9 protein-coding genes, 2 tRNA genes and 3 pseudogenes are annotated in these 14,206 nt (G+C 47.1%); 11 read left to right on the top strand and 3 right to left on the bottom strand.

Going from position 1 to position 14,206, the window contains the following annotated elements:
• Nucleotides 1-12: 12 nt before the first annotated feature.
• From lon to MJ769_RS04065, 4 genes are all read left to right on the top strand, one after another.
• Entirely contained in the window at nt 13-2,430 is a 2,418-nt protein-coding gene (lon, locus tag MJ769_RS04080) for an endopeptidase La (protein WP_239234551.1), read from the top strand.
• Nucleotides 2,431-2,560: 130 nt separating this feature from the next.
• Nucleotides 2,561-2,636 (top strand) — tRNA-Val (locus MJ769_RS04075).
• Nucleotides 2,637-2,650: 14 nt separating this feature from the next.
• Nucleotides 2,651-2,727 (top strand) — tRNA-Asp (locus MJ769_RS04070).
• Between the two features lie 63 nt (nt 2,728-2,790).
• Nucleotides 2,791-4,680 carry a SurA N-terminal domain-containing protein gene (locus tag MJ769_RS04065; protein ID WP_239234550.1) on the top strand — a complete coding sequence of 630 codons (1,890 nt, stop codon included), beginning with the start codon at nt 2,791-2,793 and terminating at the stop codon, nt 4,678-4,680.
• A 45-nt stretch (nt 4,681-4,725) separates the two neighbouring features.
• On the opposite strand, the gene fabI is transcribed toward MJ769_RS04065, so the two are convergent.
• On the bottom strand, nt 4,726-5,514 hold the full coding sequence (fabI, locus tag MJ769_RS04060) for an enoyl-ACP reductase FabI (protein ID WP_239234549.1): 789 nt from the start codon (nt 5,512-5,514) through the stop codon (nt 4,726-4,728).
• A 607-nt stretch (nt 5,515-6,121) separates the two neighbouring features.
• Here fabI and MJ769_RS04055 point away from each other — a divergent pair.
• Nucleotides 6,122-6,283: pseudogene (locus MJ769_RS04055) on the top strand (transposase); the annotation flags it as partial.
• Between the two features lie 31 nt (nt 6,284-6,314).
• Here MJ769_RS04055 and tnpA read toward each other — a convergent pair.
• Nucleotides 6,315-6,757, bottom strand: a pseudogene (gene tnpA, locus MJ769_RS04050) (IS200/IS605 family transposase).
• A gap of 473 nt (nt 6,758-7,230) precedes the next feature.
• Here tnpA and MJ769_RS04045 point away from each other — a divergent pair.
• The 3 genes and pseudogenes from MJ769_RS04045 to MJ769_RS04035 all read left to right on the top strand — a co-directional run.
• Nucleotides 7,231-7,602 (top strand): annotated as a pseudogene (locus MJ769_RS04045) (transposase); the annotation flags it as partial.
• Between the two features lie 92 nt (nt 7,603-7,694).
• A complete protein-coding gene (locus MJ769_RS04040; RefSeq protein ID WP_239234548.1) occupies nt 7,695-8,351 on the top strand; it encodes an HAD-IA family hydrolase in 657 nt (218 codons plus the stop codon).
• Nucleotides 8,352-8,384: 33 nt separating this feature from the next.
• Complete coding sequence (locus tag MJ769_RS04035; protein WP_239234547.1) at nt 8,385-9,332, top strand: S49 family peptidase; 948 nt, start codon at nt 8,385-8,387, stop codon at nt 9,330-9,332.
• An 11-nt stretch (nt 9,333-9,343) separates the two neighbouring features.
• Here MJ769_RS04035 and MJ769_RS04030 read toward each other — a convergent pair whose 3' ends face one another.
• Nucleotides 9,344-9,973: an arylesterase gene (locus tag MJ769_RS04030; RefSeq protein ID WP_239234546.1), complete on the bottom strand. Its 630-nt coding sequence runs from the start codon at nt 9,971-9,973 to the stop codon at nt 9,344-9,346.
• On the opposite strand from MJ769_RS04030, the gene MJ769_RS04025 reads away from it, so the two are divergent.
• The 3 genes from MJ769_RS04025 to MJ769_RS04015 all read left to right on the top strand — a co-directional run.
• Complete coding sequence (locus MJ769_RS04025; protein ID WP_239234545.1) at nt 9,972-10,640, top strand: ABC transporter ATP-binding protein; 669 nt, start codon at nt 9,972-9,974, stop codon at nt 10,638-10,640. The two genes, MJ769_RS04030 and MJ769_RS04025, sit on opposite strands and share 2 nt — an antisense overlap.
• Nucleotides 10,637-13,099 (top strand): ABC transporter permease, encoded by a 2,463-nt coding sequence (locus MJ769_RS04020; RefSeq protein WP_239234544.1) that lies wholly within the window; start codon nt 10,637-10,639, stop codon nt 13,097-13,099. Before MJ769_RS04025 ends, MJ769_RS04020 begins: the two co-directional genes overlap by 4 nt.
• Before the next feature lie 110 nt (nt 13,100-13,209).
• On the top strand, nt 13,210-14,206 hold a 997-nt coding region (locus tag MJ769_RS04015), incomplete at its 3' end, for a porin (protein ID WP_239234543.1).

Raw genomic sequence — 14,206 nt, 5'->3', positions numbered from 1 at the left:
GGAATTCCAGCCATGACTGAGCATGACACTGATGTACTTGTTTCCAGTTTCTTTCCTCTACTTCCTTTACGCGATGTAGTGGTTTTTCCGCATATGGTAATTCCATTGTTCGTTGGCCGCGCGAAATCGATCAAGGCACTGGAGTCCGCGATGGAAGCGGGCAAAAGTATTGTACTGGTGGCGCAAAAAACAGCAGCTAAAGATGAGCCTGCTGCAGATGATTTATATCGCGTTGGTAGTATTGCTAATATTTTGCAGATGCTCAAGTTACCTGATGGAACCGTCAAAGTTCTTGTAGAAGGAACGCAACGTGCCAACATATTACGTGTGCTAGATGAAAAAAGTCATTTCGATGCAGATATTGACCCTGTCCCTGCCGATGACAGCTTGGATAATGAAGCAGAAGCTATGCGTCGTGCCTTGATTAATCAATTTGACCAATATGTTAAGCTCAATAAGAGAATTCCACCAGAAACATTAACATCTTTAGCTGGTCTAGAGGATTCCGGCCGACTGGCGGATACGATAGCAGCGCATTTACCACTTAAGCTGGAACAAAAACAGGAAATTTTAGAAATTTTTGATGTCCGAAAGCGCTTGGATCATTTGTTGGGTTTACTGGAAGCTGAGCTCGACATTTTGCAAGTTGAAAAGCGCATCCGAGGACGAGTCAAACGGCAGATGGAAAAGAGCCAGCGCGAGTATTACTTGAATGAACAAGTTAAAGCGATACAGAAGGAGTTGGGCGAAGGTGAAGATGGTGCTGATTTCGAAGAGTTGGCAAAGAAAATCAAGGCCGCTCACTTGCCTAAAGAAGCGCGTGTCAAGGTCGACGCCGAAATGAAAAAACTGCGTTTAATGTCACCCATGTCTGCCGAGGCGACTGTGGTGCGTAACTACATAGACGTGTTAGTGGGTTTGCCATGGAAAAAGAAGTCAAAGATTAACAATGATTTGAAATCTGCTGAGGAAATATTGGAAGCGGATCATTATGGATTGGAGAAGGTTAAGGAACGTATCGTTGAATATCTTGCAGTGCAGCAACGCGTTAATAAAATGAAAGCGCCTATCCTGTGTTTGGTAGGGCCACCGGGTGTTGGTAAAACTTCACTGGGTCAGTCTATTGCGCGGGCTACAGGCCGCAAATTTATTCGCATGTCGCTCGGTGGTGTTCGCGATGAGTCAGAAATTCGTGGTCATCGCCGTACTTATATTGGTTCAATGCCAGGCAAAATTTTGCTGAACATGACCAAGGTTGGTGTGAAAAACCCGTTGTTCCTGCTCGACGAAGTAGATAAGATGGGTATGGATTTTCGTGGCGATCCGTCATCGGCGCTGCTCGAAGTGCTCGATCCAGAACAAAATCATACTTTTGTTGATCATTATGTCGAGGTCGAATATGACTTATCTGATGTAATGTTTGTTGCGACTGCTAATACCATGAATATCCCAGCTCCGCTTTTGGATCGTATGGAAATTATCCACGTGTCAAGCTATACGGAAGATGAGAAGGTTAATATTGCGACACATTATTTAATTCCAAAGGCACTTAAAAATAATGGGTTGAAAATTGAAGAGCTCAGTATTTCTGAAAGTACAATTCGTGACATATTGCGTTATTACACCCGCGAAGCGGGGGTGAGAGGGCTGGATCGTGAGTTTTCTAAAATTTGTCGCAAAGTGGTGAAAGCATTGTTGCTCAAAGGGCGTGATAGCAAGGTAATGGTGAATACTCGTAACCTAGACAAATATCTTGGAGTGCGTCGTTTTAGCTATGGAATCGCAGAGAAAAATAATCAGATTGGTCAAGTAACTGGGTTGGCGTGGACTGAAGTTGGTGGTGAGTTGTTAACCATTGAAACTGCTGTATTGCCGGGCAAAGGTAATATTACCCCCACCGGTAAATTGGGCGAGGTAATGAAGGAATCGATTCAAGCCGCACTTAGCGTAGTGCGTAGTCGTGCCCGTAGCTTGGGTATTTCTGATGATTTTTATCAAAAAACTGATTTACACATACATTTGCCTGAAGGTGCTACACCTAAAGATGGGCCAAGTGCAGGTGCAGGCATTTGTACATCGATAGTCTCAGCGTTGACAGGCATCCCTGTGCGTGCCGATGTGGCTATGACTGGAGAAATTACGCTACGAGGTGAAGTGCTGGCGATTGGCGGATTAAAGGAAAAATTATTAGCGGCTCAACGTGGTGGTATTAAAGTTGTCTTGATCCCTGCAGAAAATACTAAGGATCTTGTTGATATTCCTGATAATGTAAAAAATAAACTTGATATTCATCCAGTTAAATGGATCGAGCAGGTGTTGGAAATAGCGTTGGAGCGCAAGCCTCAGCCGTTACCTAAGGATGCGCCAGTAGTCAATCCAATCTTGGTGGCGGACGAGGAGGATAGACGTGCTACAGCGATTAAGCATTAAATAGGAAAATGTATTTCACGGAATAGTTGACATTCTAGTGCCAACGAATTGGGCAAGGTTAAAGCAGTTCGATTGCCAGAATTTATTTCTAGTAAAGGCTCGGAGAATGCTGTAGAATACATCTTTTATTGGGTGCTTAGCTCAGCTGGTAGAGCGTCGCCCTTACAAGGCGAATGTCGGGGGTTCGAACCCCTCAGCACCCACCAGCTGTTTGATTATTGGAGTGGTAGTTCAGTTGGTTAGAATACCGGCCTGTCACGCCGGGGGTCGCGGGTTCGAGTCCCGTCCACTCCGCCAAAATTTAGGCGAACGAAAGTTCGCCTTTTTCATTTTTTAAATAAACTTTATCGGGCGGTGAATATGTTTGATTTCGTGCATGGGAACAAACGATTCGTTCAGATCGTATTGGGTCTCATTATTCTTACGTTTGCATTTTGGGGTGTGGATTCTTACAATAAATCATCTCCTGGTGAGACTTTAGCTACGGTAAACGGCGATAAAATTAATCAAGAAGAGTTCGATCAAGCATTGCGCCAGCAACAAGACAGAATGCGTAAAATGATGGGTAGTAACTATGACCAAGCTATGTTTGATAAGCCCGAAATAAAACGCTCGATTCTGGACAATTTGGTTAGCCAACGTTTATTGATGTCGCAGGCTCGTTCGATTGGTTTGACTGTTAGTGAGAAATATTTGGCTCAGAATATCGCAGGTATTGAGGCATTCCAGAAAGACGGGAAATTCGACAAGCAACTTTACGAATCAGTATTGCGTCGTGAGAAAATGTCGCCGCTGATATTTGAGTCAAATGTGGCACGAGAGTTATATATGCGACAATTGATAGATGCGTATATGCAGAATGGCTATGCATCACGGATTGCTGCGGATAACTTAATACGCTTGAATGAGCAGCAGCGCGTTGTTGCTGTGACAAAAATTTCTTTTGAGTCATATCTTAATCAGGCGAGTGTGGATGAAGCTGCGGTGCAAAGTTATTACGATATGAATCTGAAGGATTTTGAAACAGATGAGCAGGTGAAGGTAGAGTATGTGTCATTTTCAGCCGATGCATTGCAATCACAAGTGACAGTGGATGAGGCTGAAGTTAAGAAATATTACGAGGAGCACCAGAATGAATTCGGTTCACCTGAAGAGCGCCAGGCGGCGCATATTTTGATTGCTGTGGCTGTGCAGGCATCCGATGCAGATAAGCAGGCTGCCAAGACTAGGGCAGAGCAAATATTGCAGCAGGTTAAACAGTCACCGGATAAATTTGCCGAGTTAGCTAAACAACATTCGCAGGACCCCGGCTCCGCTGCTAGCGGAGGTGATCTTGGTCAGTTTGGTCATGGGGCGATGGTCAAACCCTTTGAAGAGGCCGTATACAAGCTTAAGGTAGACGAAATTAGCGGTTTGGTGCCAACTGATTTTGGCTTTCACATTATCAAACTTCTGGCAGTGATTCCCGCTAAAACGCTTCCGCTTGATGAGGCGAAAAGTGCTATTACGCAGAGGCTAAAACTACAAAAAACAAATGATATGTTCGCTGAGTTGGCAGAAAAATTCAATAATATTGTATATGAGCAAAGTGACACTCTAAAACCAGCTGCAGAATTGGTAAAAATGCCGCTACAAAAAAGTGCTTGGTTGAGTAAAAAACAGGCCGGATCATTACCTTGGACAGACAAAGCATTGCAAGCTATTTTTGCGGAAGATGTGACAAAAAAGAAGCGTAATAGCGCTGTCATCGAGATTGCACCTAATACTTTGTTTGCTGCACGGTTGCTGGAATATAAGCCAGTAAGTACACGCTCGTTGATAGAAGTGAAGGAGAGTATCCGCCAGAAATTACTGCGCAAACAAGCGCTAGAGTCTGCGGTCAAGCAGGGTAAACTAGTGTTGGCACAGTTGCAACGTGGTGAGAAGGTTGACGTAAAATGGACTGAGCCGACAGCTATTACGCGCGAACAACATGCTGGGCTTGACAATAGTATGGCTCGGCAAGTATTCCAAGCAGACGTGGCTACTCTTCCGGCATATGTGGGTATTGAAAATGTACAAAATGGCTACGAGCTGGTTCGTGTAGATGCAATCAAAGGAGTTGCCAACATCGATGATGCGAAGCAAGCGCGTTATGTGCAAGAACTGCGTCAAATAACGGGTGAAGAAATGTTACAGGCCTATCTTGCGGATGCCAAAAAACACGCTGACATTACCATGAAGCCTTTTTCTGTAGTCGAAAATAAATAACCTTTTTCAACCCGCTCAGTTTGTTTAATCGGTAAGCTAATGTAGTCATGGCTCAGTTGTGCCAAGTGCTGTGGTGTTAAAACCACCATCAACATAGGTGATTTCGCCGGTGATTCCACTGGCCAAATCACTACACAAGAACGCCGCAACATTGCCGACCTCCTCAGTTGTTACGTTGCGTTTCAATGGGGCATTTTTTGCGTTGTAGTTTAGTAGTTTACTAAAGTCAGCAATACCTGCCGAAGCTAGTGTCTTGATCGGGCCTGCGGAAATACCATTTACACGGATATTTTTGTTGCCGAGATTCATTGCTAAATAGCGAACACTGGCTTCTAGGCTGGCCTTGGCTAGACCCATCACGTTGTAGTGTGGCATGGTGCGTACCGCGCCGAGATAGCTTAATGTCACTAACGCGGCTGCGCGGCCTTCCATCATGGGTAACGCGGCTTTAGCCATTGCCGGAAAGCTGTAAGCACTAATGTCATGCGCAGTTCGGAAAGCTTCGCGTGTAAATCCATCAAGAAATTCACCAGCTAGTGCCTCGCGAGGAGAAAAAGCGATCGCATGCACAAAGCCGTCGAATTTATCCCAGTGTTTGCTAAGATTAATAAATAGTTGGTCAATTTCTGCATCGCTAGTTACATCGCACGGGAATACCAATTCACTGTCAAATTCCCGCGCGAGTTCGCACACTCGGTCACGTATGCGCTCACCCTGATAGGTAAATGCCATTTTTGCGCCTTCACGCTGCATCGCCTGTGCGACACCATAAGCGATGGAACGATTACTGATCATACCAGTAATCAAGATTCGTTTATTTGCCAGAAATCCCATGTTATTCCTTTAATTAGAGTCTTGCATTGAATCCACTTAATTATAACCGTACTATCATTTTAGCGCGCTACGATGATGCAGCTAAATATTTGCGATTTAAACTTAACCATCGTTCTTTCACTAACTCCGTGCCTTAAAGTACTAGTCCTAGCAGCCTGTCGGACTTAAAGGAAATCGGCTGCAAATTGAGCGGAGCGGAGTATATTTCGCCGCTTTTTTAGGCAATAGAACAACTATTACCCTGCAAAATCATCAAAATCTACCCTCGCTCAGCTCAATTTTAGCTACGACTCTTTAAGTCCGACAGGCTGCTAGCTACTGACGGATAAATAGTCACGTGGGATGGGACAATTAGAGCTAAGTTATACTGAGAATGTAGTGTCAAGATTTACCTCTATTAACTCGTTCCACTTTAGGTCAAGACGATTTAGGTTGACGGACATTGTCGAAAATTTTTACACTTGTTTGATAAATTTTTTATTGAAAGTTAAAAAACCACGTCCTATGGACGTGGTCATCACCTGTTTGGCTTTGCCTGTCAGAGTAGCTGCCCATACAGTTATCTTTCGGAGTGTTGTCCCCACAACACTTAACGAAAGGAAAAGATATGAGCAGGTTTGCAAGAGCATCGCATGTTATTTGGCATTGTCAATATCATTTGGTATGGGTTCCGAAGTACAGATTTCGTATACTCCATGGGCCGGTAGGTCGCGAGGTCTATAAATGCGTGATGATGTTCAGCCAGCAGTTAGGGGGCGAAGTAGTGGAAAATGAATTACCCTGCGGCAAGCCGCAGGGTATCAGAACAGCGCCAGTTGACGATCCTCGTGTATCTTCGTGTATACCTTACCTTGACCACTTACATACTTCATAATTATCTCTTCGTTACCATGCTTCCCAACGCTACTTGCAAAATATCCGCTTGTCCAAAACTTTCCACCCCACAATTGCTTCTTGACCTCTGGACATCTACGAAATATCTCTCGTCCCGTTATGCTCTTAATTACTCTGACCACCTCTGACACTGACTTGGTAGGTACACTTTGCACCAAAAAATGGACATGGTCCTCATCCGCACCTATCTCTAAAAACTTGATCTCATACCTCTTCTCTATCTCAATACATACGTCTCTTAACTCATCGTCTACCTTTTTACTAAATACCGTCCGACGATACTTCGCTGGAACACTATGTGGTACAGCAATACCGTTACATTATGCTTCTTATGAATGTATTCACTCATCCATTCAGTTTAAGTCAAAATCAAAGACAAAGTCGCGGCAAGCCGCGAGGAATCATACCCAAGAGATTGAGTGTAACTGGTAAAGGTTAGATCGTGATCGTGAAGCGAGCTACAATCTAAATCGTTTGTTGGACAAGCTCGGTCGGGTGCGGATTTTTTGCAACCGTAAGCGAATTGATGCACGTATTTGATGCAAGACGGCTACTCGCATTGGACGCCTTTGCACGGCGCGCTAAATAGCCAACGTGAAAGAGTTGGTATGTGCCACGCTTAAAAAATCTCCCGTGGGCGCTACTCACTGGAACACTTGGATTTTACCCAAAAGCTCGAGGACATCGTCGGCCTGAAACTTCATTCGCCCGACCATGCGCTGGTGCTTCGCTGAGATGTGAAAATTTACCTTCAGGCGCTCGACCGCACGCAGCCAAGTTTTTCACTCAAGCTCGGACGGGGCAAGACGATGACCATCCACTCACCGCCATCATGAGTGGTTGCGGTTTATCAAAATGATCCACCGCAAAACGTAAAAGACAAAGGTACTGCACCTCATTGTAGACAGCTACGCCACTCACAAGCACCCCGAGGTTCAGCAATGACTGGTCAAGCACCCTCGCTTTCATATACACTTCACTCCCACTAGCGCTTTCTGGCTCAACAAGGTCGAACGCTTTTTCCGCGATACTATCGATAAGCGCATCCGCCGCGAAGAGTTCACCAACGTGGTTGACTTGGAAACTACCCTCAAAGAATACATCACTGCACACAATGACAAATCAAAACTGTTCATTTGGACAGCAATAACCAGCGACATTCTTGCTAAGGTGATCCGCGCCCGTGCTGCTTGATTAAGAGCACTCCTAATAAGTCGCGCTTAACCTGATTGGTTGTCCGGCTGACAATAATGCTAATATCTGCCCCTCATTTTTGGTGGATTTCTATGGCTAAGCGTTATGATTTGATAGTGTTCGATTGGGATGGCACGGTGATGGACTCTACAGCTGTGATAGCGAGCTCAATCCAGGCCGCATGTCGGGATATGGGCTTAGCAGAGCCTAGTGATGCCGCTGCGAAGTATGTAATTGGCCTGGGGTTGCAAGAGGCGCTACGCCAAGCCGTGCCAGATTTACAGGAGAATCAGCGCGATGATCTGGTGGCACGTTACCGCCATCATTTCCTTTCACAGGGTGAGGCAATTCCATTGTTTGAAGGAGCGCAGCAGACAATTGCCCATCTACATACTGCAGGGCACTGGCTGGCAGTGGCGACGGGCAAAAGTCAACAGGGGTTAAAGCGGGCCATGCAAACAAGCGGGATGGAGTCTTACTTCCACGCTACCCGCACTGCAGACCAAACATTTTCCAAGCCTCACCCCGCGATGCTGTTGGAAATTATGGATGAGCTTGGAGTTACAGCACAGCGTGCGCTGATGGTGGGCGATACTACGCATGATCTGCAAATGGCGCGTAACGCCGGTGTGGATTCGATTGGCATGACGCACGGCGCGCATCCGGTAGATCAGTTGCGTGCCCTGGAACCGCTGGCGTTGATAGACGATTTTGTCGGGCTACGCGCATGGCTTAACGAATACGCCTGATATACTGGGTGCAGTTTATATTGAGGAATAATTATGTCAGAACAAAATAACAACTGGGAACGCGGCGTGTTGGAGAAGCTCGCCATGTCGGCCATTCAGGAACAACGCCGGGCGCGCCACTGGGGTATATTTTTCAAGGTGCTTACGTTTGGCTATCTGTGCATCTTGCTATTTTTGTTTATGGGCTGGATAGGCAAATCCGAGTTACCGCTAAGCGGCAAGCACACTGCGCTGGTGGATATGCATGGCGTGATCGCGGCAGAGACCTCAGCCAACGCCGACAGCGTTATGACTAGCCTGCAGGATGCATTTAAGGATAAGCACACGCAAGGGGTGATCCTGCGAATGGATAGCCCCGGTGGTAGTCCGGTGCAATCGGGTTATATTAATGATGAAATCCGCCGTTTACGTGCTAAGTACCCAAAGATTCCGTTGTATGTGGTGATTGAGGATATCTGCGCTTCCGGCTGCTATTACGTGGCAGCGGCCGCGGACAAGATTTTTGTCAATAAAGCGAGTCTGATAGGATCAATTGGTGTGTTGATGGATAGTTTTGGTTTTACCGGCACGATGGAAAAACTGGGTGTGGAGCGTCGCTTGATGACGGCTGGTGAGAACAAGGGTTTCATGGATCCATTTTCACCCGTTAATGCGGGTCAGCAGGAACATGCTAAAAATATGCTCGCCGAAATTCACCAGCAATTTATAGAGGTGGTGAAACAAGGACGTGGCAAGCGCCTGAAAGAATCACCAGATATGTTCAGTGGCTTGATCTGGACTGGTCAAAAGAGCATTGAGTTAGGCTTGGCGGATGAGATGGGCAATGTGGATAGCGTGGCGCGCGACGTGATCAAGGCAGAAGATATTGTTGATTTCACTACCCATGATGGTATTGCAGAGCGGCTCGCCAAGCGTTTCGGTGCGGGAATGGCGAGTGCTTTCCCAGGTTTATCTACTCAGGCAGGTATCAAACTTCGTTAAATACGATGCCTTTAAAAATTATTCGACTTCAATAGAGGTTTCAGTTTGGCCAGAATAGTTTGGAGGATTTGCGCTTGCGCCGACGCTGTGGGATGTAAGTTGTCGGCCTGAAATTGTTCAGGTAGAACATATTCCAGCATGAACGGAACCAGTGCCACATTGTGATGTTGCGCTAGTCGGGGATAGATCGCCTTGAACTGATCGGTGTAATTTTTGCCGTAATTGGGTGGTAACTGCATTCCCACTAGCAATACTTTTCTGTTGCTTTTGCCTGATTGTTGAATAAGAGCGCTGAGATTTTTGTCGATATCGGCGATAGGCTTGCCGCGCAGGCCATCATTGGCACCCAGTTCCAGAAGGACAATGCTGGGGGAGTGCTGACGCAAGGCTTGGGTAATTCGCTGTCGTCCGCCACTAACCGTTTCGCCACTAATGCTGGCGTTAACTACTTGATATTGTGGATGGCTACGTTCTAATTCTTGCTGCAACAGGTTGACCCAGCCTGATTCCCGTGGAATGCCATACGCTGCCGATAAACTATCGCCAAAAACCAGTATGGTTTGTTGTTGTGCGCCACTTATCCCGGGCAGCAAGCAACACGCACTTAATATAATTGATTGAAAGAAAGTAGAGAGTTTCATGGCGTCCATTTTGCAGGCAAAGAGACTTGGTAAGCAAGTAGAAAGTGGTGGTCAGCCTCTGATTATCTTGCATGATGTCAATTTTGCCGTCGAGCCGGGTGATAGTCTTGCTATTCTGGGTGCATCCGGTTCCGGTAAATCCACTCTATTGGGGCTGCTGGCCGGACTGGATGTGCCTAGTAGCGGTACAGTGTTTCTTGATGGGATTGATATTTTTTCTTTCGATGAAGATGAACGTGCGCGTTTGCGCGGTCGTCTAGCCGGTTTTGTTTTTCAATCCTTTCAGTTGCTGCCAGCTTTGACCGCGTTGGAAAACGTAATGCTGCCGCTGGAATTACACGGAGTATCTGATTCGCGCGAGCGCGCTACAGATGCCTTGCAGCGCGTGGGGCTGGCTAAGCGTCAGAGCCATTTACCCAAGCATTTGTCCGGCGGCGAGCAACAACGCGTAGCAATGGCACGTGCCTTTGTTGTAGGGCCGAAAATCCTGTTCGCAGACGAGCCTACAGGCAATCTTGACGCCGCCACTGGTGGCCATATCATTGATTTAATGCTGGAGTTAAATGGTGTGCAAGGCACCACGCTTATATTAGTCACTCATGATGAAGTTCTAGCGCAACAGTGTGGTCGGCAGCTGCATTTGGCGGCAGGACGAATTGTGCCGTGAATACATTGCAGCTGTCATGGCTTATGCTGCGGCGGGACTGGCGCAATGGAGAATGGCGCGTGCTGCTGATCGCATTGGTGCTGGCGGTGGGTAGTATTTCTACAGTGGGCCTGTTTGCCAACCGGGTTAGTCTGGCTCTGCAGCAGGAAGCTGCTACCCTTCTAGGTGCTGATCTGCGAATCGTCGCCACACATTCATTCCCACCAGTTTATCGCGCTACTGCGCTACAACGGGGCATGCGAGTGGTCGAGGTTGCGACTTTTCCCAGCATGGTGGTTCATGATCAACAAAATGTGCTGGCTGAAATTCAGGCGGTGGAAGAAGGTTATCCGCTGCGCGGCAAAATACACATAGATGATGGTACCCAATATGTTGCGCAAGGCATACCTGCGCCCGGTACAGCGTGGGTGGACAAGCGTTTGCTGCAACGCATGGGATTGCAGCTGGGCGATAGGGTTGATATCGGCGCGCTTAACATGCGCGTGGGCGCCCGCGTGGTACGCGACGTGGATCAGTCTGTAGGCTTTGCCAGTTTTGCACCACGTGTGCTGATAAATGCGGCTGATTTACCTACTAGCGGCCTCGTTCAACCTGGCAGCCGAATCAACTATAAAATCCTGTTTGCAGGTGACTCGGCTCAGCTTGCCGATTTACGTGCCTGGCTGCAAGGTCAGTTGGCAGTAGGTGAGAAATTGGAGGGGGTGCGTGATGCACGTCCGGAAATTCGAACTGCGTTGGAGCGTGCCGAACATTTTTTAGGGCTGGCGGCGCTTACTGCCGTAGTGCTGGCGGGTGTTGCTATGGCGCTGGCAGCGAGCCATTTCATCAAGCGCCATCTCGACACTTGCGCCATGATGCGCTGTTTGGGGGCAACTCAGGGGCAGGTATTGCGTATTTTTATTTACCAGTTTCTGTTGCTTGGCGTACTCGCGGTATTGTTGGGTGGTTTGCTTGGTTATGCGGCTCAGTCTGCACTGGTTCAGTCCATCGAGACCATGCGTGAGGCTACTTTACCCCCGCCGGGCTGGCTTCCATTGCGGCAGGCTGTAGCCAGCGGCATGGCGCTACTGCTTGGATTCACTTTTTTGCCGTTGTGGCAGCTAAAAGGCGTATCTCCATTGCGCGTTATCCGCCGTGAGCTGGGTATGCCACAGGCGCGCACTGGTTTGCTGTATGCGTCAGGTGCTGCTGTGCTGAGTGCGTTATTCCTTTGGCAGGCCGGGTCACTCAAGCTGGGTTTGACAGTGTTGGCGGGGTTGACCGTTGGCATGCTGTTATTTGGCCTGCTGGCATGGCTTGCCGTGCACATTTTGACATGGTTACCCCTGCGTGGCAGTCACGTCTTCGCGAATTTGGCCAGACACGGGCGTACAAATGCGCTGCAGATTGTGGCGCTAAGTTTAGGCGGCATGGCCTTGCTGCTGCTTACTTTCGTGCGTGCAGACCTGTTGGAAAGTTGGCGTGACCGCATGCCGCCAGATGCGCCGAATCGTTTTATTGTAAACATCCAGCCCGATCAGCTCGCCTCGATAAAAAAATTCTTCATACAACAGCAATTACCCGCGCCACATCTATTCCCCATGGTGCGTGGGCGGCTGATAGCAATCAATGATCAAGCGGTCAGCGGGAACAATTACTCTGAGACGCGTGCCCGTAGATTAGTGGAACGTGAGTTCAACTTATCTTGGTCAGATTCTTTGCCAACTGAGAATGCCTTGGTGCAGGGGGTATGGTGGGAGCGGGGCGTGTCATCGGTGTTGTCATTGGAAGAGGGGATAGCCAAAACGTTGGGCATCAACATGGGTGACACCTTGACTTATGATGTGGCGGGCACTCAATTCAGTGCGCAAGTGGTAAACCTGCGTAAGGTTCAGTGGGATTCCATGCAAGTGAATTTTTACGTAATAACTGCCCCCGACCTGCTGATAAATTATCCGACCAGCTACTTGACCAGCTTTTATTTGCCAACTGATAGAGCGCAGGCAGGTGATGCGTTGATCAAGGCGTTCCCCAACCTGTTGCTGATAGATACTGACGCGGTGATCGAACAAGTCCGCCAAATCATGGACCAGATAGCCAAAACCATGAGCGCCGTCTTCCTGTTTACCTTGTTGAGTGGCTTGGCTGTGCTATATGCCGCGCTGCTCGCTACGCAAGATGAACGCATTCATGAAGCCGCCATTCTGCGCACATTGGGAGCCGATAGCCGCTATTTGCGACGATTGCATCTGACCGAATTTGCCGTGCTGGGCGCATTGAGTGGCCTATTTGCAGCAGCAGGTGGAACCTTGCTAGGCTGGGTGCTGGCAATCAAAGTACTGGAAATTCCTTATCATTCGAGTGCGTTAATCTGGTTGGTAGGCGTGGGCGGTGGGATCATTACGGTGACCTTGGCAGGATGGCTGGCTACACGACGTGTGGCGCGGATGTCGCCATTGCAGGTATTGCAATCTGTTTAAGCAAAGAAGCGAAAATGAAAAATAAATGCGCTTCTCAACTAACATTCGAGCGCACTTTTTAGCGCGGCAGTACAAAACCTGAATATGCTCACTAGTAAAGAAAAATTCTCATGAAGAAATTAATTTTCACTATCGCAGTGATAGCTTCATCTGCAGGCAGCTTTGCGCAGGGAGAAGAGCAGGGGCCTGATTCGGCGTTAATCATGTCTGGTTATATAGAAACATACTATAGCAACGACTTTAATAACCCTATTAGTAGAAAAAAATCACCATTCATTTACAGCTATAACAAAAATAATGAAGCTTCAGTGAATTTGGCATTCTTGAAAGGGGCGTACAGTACAGATAATGTTAGAGCAAATCTTGCAATAGCTGGCGGTAGCTATATGAGTGCTAACTATGCATCCGAGCCTGGCGTGTTAAATAATATCTATGAGGGCAATATTGGCCTAAAGCTGTCCAAAAATAACAACTTGTGGTTTGATGCTGGTGTATTTTCTTCACATATAGGTTTTGAAAGTGCGATTGGTAAGGACAATTGGAATTTGACCAGAAGTCTCGGAGCGGATAACGCGCCTTATTATGAAACGGGTGCCAAAGTTAGTTATACATCAGAAAATGATGTATGGTTTGTGAGCGCATTAGTTCTGAATGGTTGGCAACGCATTCGACGTGTTGAAGGAAATTCTTCTCCTTCATTTGGTACACAGCTTACTTATAAGCCGTCCGCAAAAGTGACTTTGAATAGCAGCACTTTTATTGGGAACGACAATCCTGATAGTGTTAAGAAAATGCGCTATTTCCATAATTTTTATGGAATTTTTCAGCTTAATAGTAAATTTGGTGCGACTCTTGGATTTGATATTGGCGCTGAACAAAAATCTAAGGGCTCGTCAGCCTTGAACTCGTGGATCAACCCAACGATTATTTTGAAATATATGCCAACAGAAAAAACTGCTGTTGCTGTAAGAGCTGAATATTATGAAGATAAAAATGGCGTCATCATTGCAACTGGCACATCCAATGGTTTTAAAACATGGGGTTTTTCAACCAATTTTGACTATTCCATTGCAACTAATATAGTTTGGAGAGCAGAAATTAAGACAT

It is taken from the genome of Candidatus Nitrotoga sp. BS (assembly GCF_927797785.1).
GTDB lineage: Bacteria > Pseudomonadota > Gammaproteobacteria > Burkholderiales > Gallionellaceae > Nitrotoga.
Note: the sequence above shows the minus strand (reverse complement) of the source record. Positions and strands in the feature narration are given on the sequence as shown.